Here is a 5,334-nt window from a genome sequence, read left to right on the forward strand (position 1 = left end):
CATGGTATATTCCACGGGAAGCCGCTCCTTCCAGAGCAGCCATCTTCCCGAACGCTGCATGCCAAGCACAGCTGTAAGGGAAGGGACTTTGCCATCTCCGCTGCCGAGAAGCTCGGCCAAATCGCGTCCGGAAGACGCGCCTCCAGCCTCCCGCGCCGTGAACAACAGTGTATCCGCCGAAGAACCGCCCGCCTTCTCCCGCTTAGAGCTTCCTTCGGACAGCGCGGCCGGAATGGTATTCGGCAGGCTCTCAGGTCCGACCGCCTGCTGAATGGAGCCGTTGCCCGGCGCCTTGGCCGCTGCCGGCATCATAATGAGCAGCAGCAGCGAGACCAGTAGCAGCAATCTGCGGACCCGGCCTGTCCGCCGCTCCCGCTCACGGGCCGTCCTCAGCAATCCTTCTTCATACTCGCGCAGCATATCGGACGGCACTTTGCTCTGCTCGAAGGCCTCAAACACGCCACCGGCCCGGTTAAAGCAGTAGTTGGCTTTGCCTTCCTGCCCGCTTTTCTTATACTCCTTGCCCAGCAGATACCACGCCATTTTATTGTCGGGATGCATCTGCACATACTGCTTGAGGTATTGTGAATTTTTCATCGTTTCCTCCGTATGGTTGGAACAGGCTTAACACTTATACTTTATATCGGACCGGAAACCGCAAAAAGACACCCCGGCTCACAATAAAATCTGTGAAACGGGGTGTCTTTTGATGAACCCATTGGATGAATACGCAACCGGCAGAATTAGCCTTCCTTGCTAAAAGGCTCGTCCGCGACTTTGATGGAATCCGTAGGACAACCGTCTGCCGCATCTTGCAGATCATCGAATAAATCCTCCGGAATATCCGTCACACCGCGGTTAGCGTCACCCTCGTAGATAACCTCGGCCAGACCTTCATCGTCATAATCGTAAATGTCGGGAGCCGTAGCGCCGCAAGCTCCGCATGCAATGCAGGTATCTTTGTCAACCCAAGTGTACTTAGCCATAATTCGTCTGCCTCCTACTAATCATCAGCTCCGCACAAAGCAGGCTGTTATTCCAAAGATTGTCGTTCCTTGGTGGACGAGTGTCGTTTCTTTGTCATATTAATATAAAAAGTCGGCAATTTCAATCCGTATTCCCGCGCTTTTGTCGTAACCGCTTGAATTCTGTCACTCCTCATCCTGCTGCGGCCGGCTTAGCTGATCCTTTTGCAGCGAGGTCCCGCGCGCCTTGTGATTGCGCAGCAGGCCGGTGTGCGGATCGCCCAGCATCCCTGCTGTCAGCACCGCATTCTCGCCGAATTTGTTGCGCAGCATATCCATGACCTGGTTGAGTGATTCCTTCTTTGGCTGCCGCTCGTAATCGAACAGATCAAGCTGGATGGCGGAATCCTCCTTCGGAGTTAAGCCGTGCAGCGTCACACCGAGCAGACGGACGGGCTTCTCTTCATCCCAATGCTGCCGGAACAGCGCGCAGGCCGTCTTATAGATATCCTCAGCCGTCTCTGTCGGAATCTCCAATTGCCGCGAGCGGGTGATGGTCTTCATATCGGGCGTCCGCACGGTAAGCTGAACGCCGGAGGCGACGAGCTTCTGTCTGCGAAGCCTTCTTGCCACCTGGTCGCTTAATGCGAGCAGCACCGGCCGCGCTTCGGCTATCCCTGAGATATCGCCGGGCAGCGTCGTCGTGTGCCCGATGGACTTGCTCTGCTCCCGCTGCGGATTCACCGGAGAGTCGTCAATGCCATTCGCCGCGCGCTTGAGCCAGGAGCCGAGAACGCCGAAGGTGTCAAGCAGCATGCCTTCATCCGCCGCAGCCAATTGACCGATGCTGCCAATGCCCAATTTCTTCAGCTTATCCGCCGTCTTGGCGCCGATTCCGAACATCTCGCCGCAAGGCTTGTGCCACAGCAGCCTCGGCACATCCCGCAGCCTCAAGATCGAAATACCGCTCGGCTTCTTGAAATCCGAGGCCATCTTGGCGAGCAGCTTGTTGGGCGCGATTCCGATGGAGCAAGGCAATCCCAGCTCGTCCATGATTCGCGTCTGAATGGCGCCGGCAATCTCCGGCGGGGTGCCGAACTGGCGCGATCCCGTAATGTCAAGGTAGCATTCGTCGATGGATACTGCTTCCAGCATCGGCGTATAGCTGTAGGCAATCTGCATGAAGGCCGCCGAGTAACGGCGGTAGAGATGGAAATCCGGCTTGATGACAATGAGTTCGGGGCATACCCGCAGAGCCTTCTGCACCTGCATGCCCGTGGAAATGCCGCGCCGCCTTGCGGGATAGGAGCAGGTGACGATAATCCCCCTGCGCATTTCCACGCTTCCGGCCACCGCCGTCGGCTTGCCTTTATAAGCTTCCGGATTCTCGGCCTCATGAACGGAACAGTAGAAGGCATTCATATCCACATGCAATATAACCCGGCCGCTGGCGGGATAATACCGGTCCACATTATCACTCATGTCTGCCCTCTTCCTTCATAGTCAATGCTGGCACAGCGCTCATGTCCCTGCTAATTTTTAGCATACCGTTCTCCAATTTGCAGGTCAATCCGGCTTGAAGCGCATACACGCGTAATTTCCACACATTTTTGCCGGAATTTAAATTTTAATGTATGAGTTCTCTGTTACATTCCAGCGTAATAATGCTATAATATAAAAATTCATTCCCGCTAATTCACGCTTCCGAAGCCAGTTTTGCGAAGTACGTGCCCGGAAGCTGCGCTAATAAAACTTTTAGGAGGACGCACATGTCTAAGTCCATATCCATCTTCGATACAACGCTGCGCGACGGCACCCAAGGCGAAGGAATCAGTCTGTCGGCCGACGACAAGCTGAAAATCGCCAAGAAGCTCAACGATCTGGGTGTGCACTATATTGAAGGTGGCATTCCTGGAAGCAATATGAAGGATATCGAGTTTTTCAAAAGAGTAAAAGAACTTCATTTGAACGCCAAAATTACCGCATTCGGCAGCACGCGCCGCAAAAACTCGCAGGCGGACCAGGATGACAATCTCCAGCGCATCATAGCGGCGGGCGTGCCCGCTGCGACGCTGGTCGGCAAATCGTGGGATTTCCATGTGCATACCGCCCTGCAAACGAGCCTTGAGGAGAACCTCGCCATGATCGGCGACTCCATCGCTTATTTAAAAAGCAAAGGACTTGAAGTCATTTTTGACGCCGAGCACTTCTTCGACGGATATAAGAATAATCCAGAGTATGCTGCGGCGGTCATGTCCCGCGCCCGTGAAGCGGGAGCCGATTGGCTCGTAATGTGCGATACCAACGGAGGAACCCTGCCGAATGAAATTCGGGACATCATTTCCTCTTTAGCTCTACGTCTGCCCGGGGCGCCGCTTGGCATCCACACCCATAACGACTGTGAGCTTGCCGTAGCCAATGCGCTCAGCGCCATCGAAGCCGGCGCCCGGCAGGTGCAGGGAACGATCAACGGATACGGCGAGCGTTGCGGCAACGCCAACCTCTGCTCCATCATTCCGACACTTCAGCTCAAGATGGGCTACAGCTGCATTCCGGGCGATTCTCTGCCGCAGCTTACGAATACAGCCCGCTATGTGAGCGAGGTTGCCAATGTCAATATGCCTGTGAACCAGCCCTATGTGGGAAGCGCCGCGTTTGCGCATAAAGGCGGCATTCACGTCTCGGCCATTCTGCGCGACTCCCGCACCTACGAGCATATCGCTCCCGAATTAGTGGGCAACAAGCAGCGTGTGCTCGTCTCCGAGCTGGCCGGCCAGAGCAATGTGCTGTCCAAGGCCCAGGATATGGGCCTGAATCTCGACCCGAGCAGCGAGCAGGCGCGCAAGGTCATCGACAAGATCAAGGATCTGGAGCACCAAGGCTACCAGTTCGAAGGCGCCGATGCCTCGCTTGAGCTGCTGCTGCGAGAAGCGACGGGCGAAATGAATGAGCTGTTCACCTTCGAATCGTTCAAGATGCTCGTGGAGAAATCAGCAGGGAAGCCTGTTGTCTCGGAAGCATTCGTCAAGCTGAAGGTTGGAGGCGAAACTCTTTATACCGCCGGTGAAGGCAACGGCCCTGTCAATGCTCTGGACAATGCGCTGCGCAAGGCGCTCCTGGCTCATTTCCCGCAGCTGAAAGACATGCACCTGTCCGATTACAAGGTTCGTGTGCTGGACGAGAAGGACCAGACTGCCGCGAAGGTTCGCGTGCTAATCGAATCCAAAAATTACAGCGATACCTGGAGCACCGTCGGCGTATCCGCCAACATTATCGAGGCAAGCTGGGAAGCGCTGGTCGACAGCATGCGCTACGCCCTGCTCGGTCAAATGTCTCCGGAAGTAACCGATCTTTTGGATTTGGGACAGCGCGGCCTGGTCAATCATTAAGTCACGCTTGCCGGCAACAGATCGCTTAGTATGCCACAAGAGCCGCTTCCCTTGCGCATTTAGCGCGGAAACGGCTCTTTTTCACATAGTGATGGTTATGTTACGCTTACAAGCGCTTCTGCTGCATAAGCTTCTCCAGCTTCCCGTCAAGCTGCTCTGCGGTCAATCCTCCAAGAATAATCTCGGAAATGACGCCCCTGCGGTCGATCAGCACATTGGTAGGAAATACGCTCCCATTGTATTTGGCGTAAACCTCTCCCTTGAGATCGAACATTACGGGAAAGACAAGCTTATGCTTTTTCACAAAACGCTCCGCATTAGCCTTGTAATCATAGCTTGTTACATTGATTCCATAAATATCGAGCGTATCCTTGTACTTCTCGGCTATTTGGTTTAATTCAGGCGCTTCGGCCTGGCAGGGATCACACCAGGAAGCCCAAAAATTAAGCAGCACAGCCTTATCCCTTGCTCCGCCGACGCTATAAGAGACGCCATTCTCACCCTGAATCGTAAAAGAGGGCGCCAGAAGTCCAGCCTTGGCCCCGCTCTCGAACGGAGGAGTCTGGCCGTTAGCCGGAAGAATGGCCTGCTCCGCCGGATGCGTTGCGTTTGGATGCTGGACGGTTTCGGTCTTGTCTTCAAGCTGCCGCAATACAATAGCTGATACCGCTGCCAGCGCCAAAATTGCGATTGCCAGATTTCTATGGTTGGCCATCTTCATCGTGGGTTATCCTTTACAAATGGAGTTGTTAACTCCTATTGTACCCCCGTATAGGCAAGTTTCAAACGGAAGGATTCGGAAACACCGCAAACATTGTCATTTCCAACGGGCGATCCCCGTGGTTGCTACAGCGTACATAATTTTGGACAAAAAAAGGGGATTTCGTCAAGGACGAAACCCAATGAAGAGAGAGGGGTGAACAATGACAGCATTCCAGGGAAAAGTCCCGCCTATATGGCTAGAACCTTCCGTATACCAA

At 54.3% G+C, this 5,334-nt stretch carries 4 protein-coding genes and 1 pseudogene; 1 reads left to right on the plus strand and 4 read right to left on the minus strand.

Annotated elements, in window-relative coordinates:
• The 3 genes and pseudogenes from L692_RS0117620 to L692_RS0117630 form a co-directional block, all read right to left on the minus strand.
• Window positions 1-597 (minus strand): annotated as a pseudogene (locus L692_RS0117620) (L,D-transpeptidase); the annotation flags it as partial.
• A 146-nt stretch (window positions 598-743) separates the two neighbouring features.
• Complete coding sequence (locus tag L692_RS0117625; protein WP_025701418.1) at window positions 744-986, minus strand: ferredoxin; 243 nt, start codon at window positions 984-986, stop codon at window positions 744-746.
• Window positions 987-1,151: 165 nt separating this feature from the next.
• Complete coding sequence (locus L692_RS0117630; RefSeq protein WP_025701419.1) at window positions 1,152-2,447, minus strand: DNA polymerase IV; 1,296 nt, start codon at window positions 2,445-2,447, stop codon at window positions 1,152-1,154.
• 287 nt (window positions 2,448-2,734) lie between these two features.
• Between L692_RS0117630 and cimA the strand changes: the two genes are divergently transcribed.
• Window positions 2,735-4,354 (plus strand): citramalate synthase, encoded by a 1,620-nt coding sequence (cimA, locus tag L692_RS0117635; RefSeq protein ID WP_025701420.1) that lies wholly within the window; start codon window positions 2,735-2,737, stop codon window positions 4,352-4,354.
• A 106-nt stretch (window positions 4,355-4,460) separates the two neighbouring features.
• Here cimA and L692_RS29255 read toward each other — a convergent pair whose 3' ends face one another.
• Window positions 4,461-5,075: a TlpA family protein disulfide reductase gene (locus tag L692_RS29255; protein WP_025701421.1), complete on the minus strand. Its 615-nt coding sequence runs from the start codon at window positions 5,073-5,075 to the stop codon at window positions 4,461-4,463.
• Window positions 5,076-5,334: the final 259 nt, after the last annotated feature.

Source organism: Paenibacillus forsythiae T98, from assembly GCF_000520735.1.
Classification (GTDB): domain Bacteria; phylum Bacillota; class Bacilli; order Paenibacillales; family Paenibacillaceae; genus Paenibacillus_AQ; species Paenibacillus_AQ forsythiae.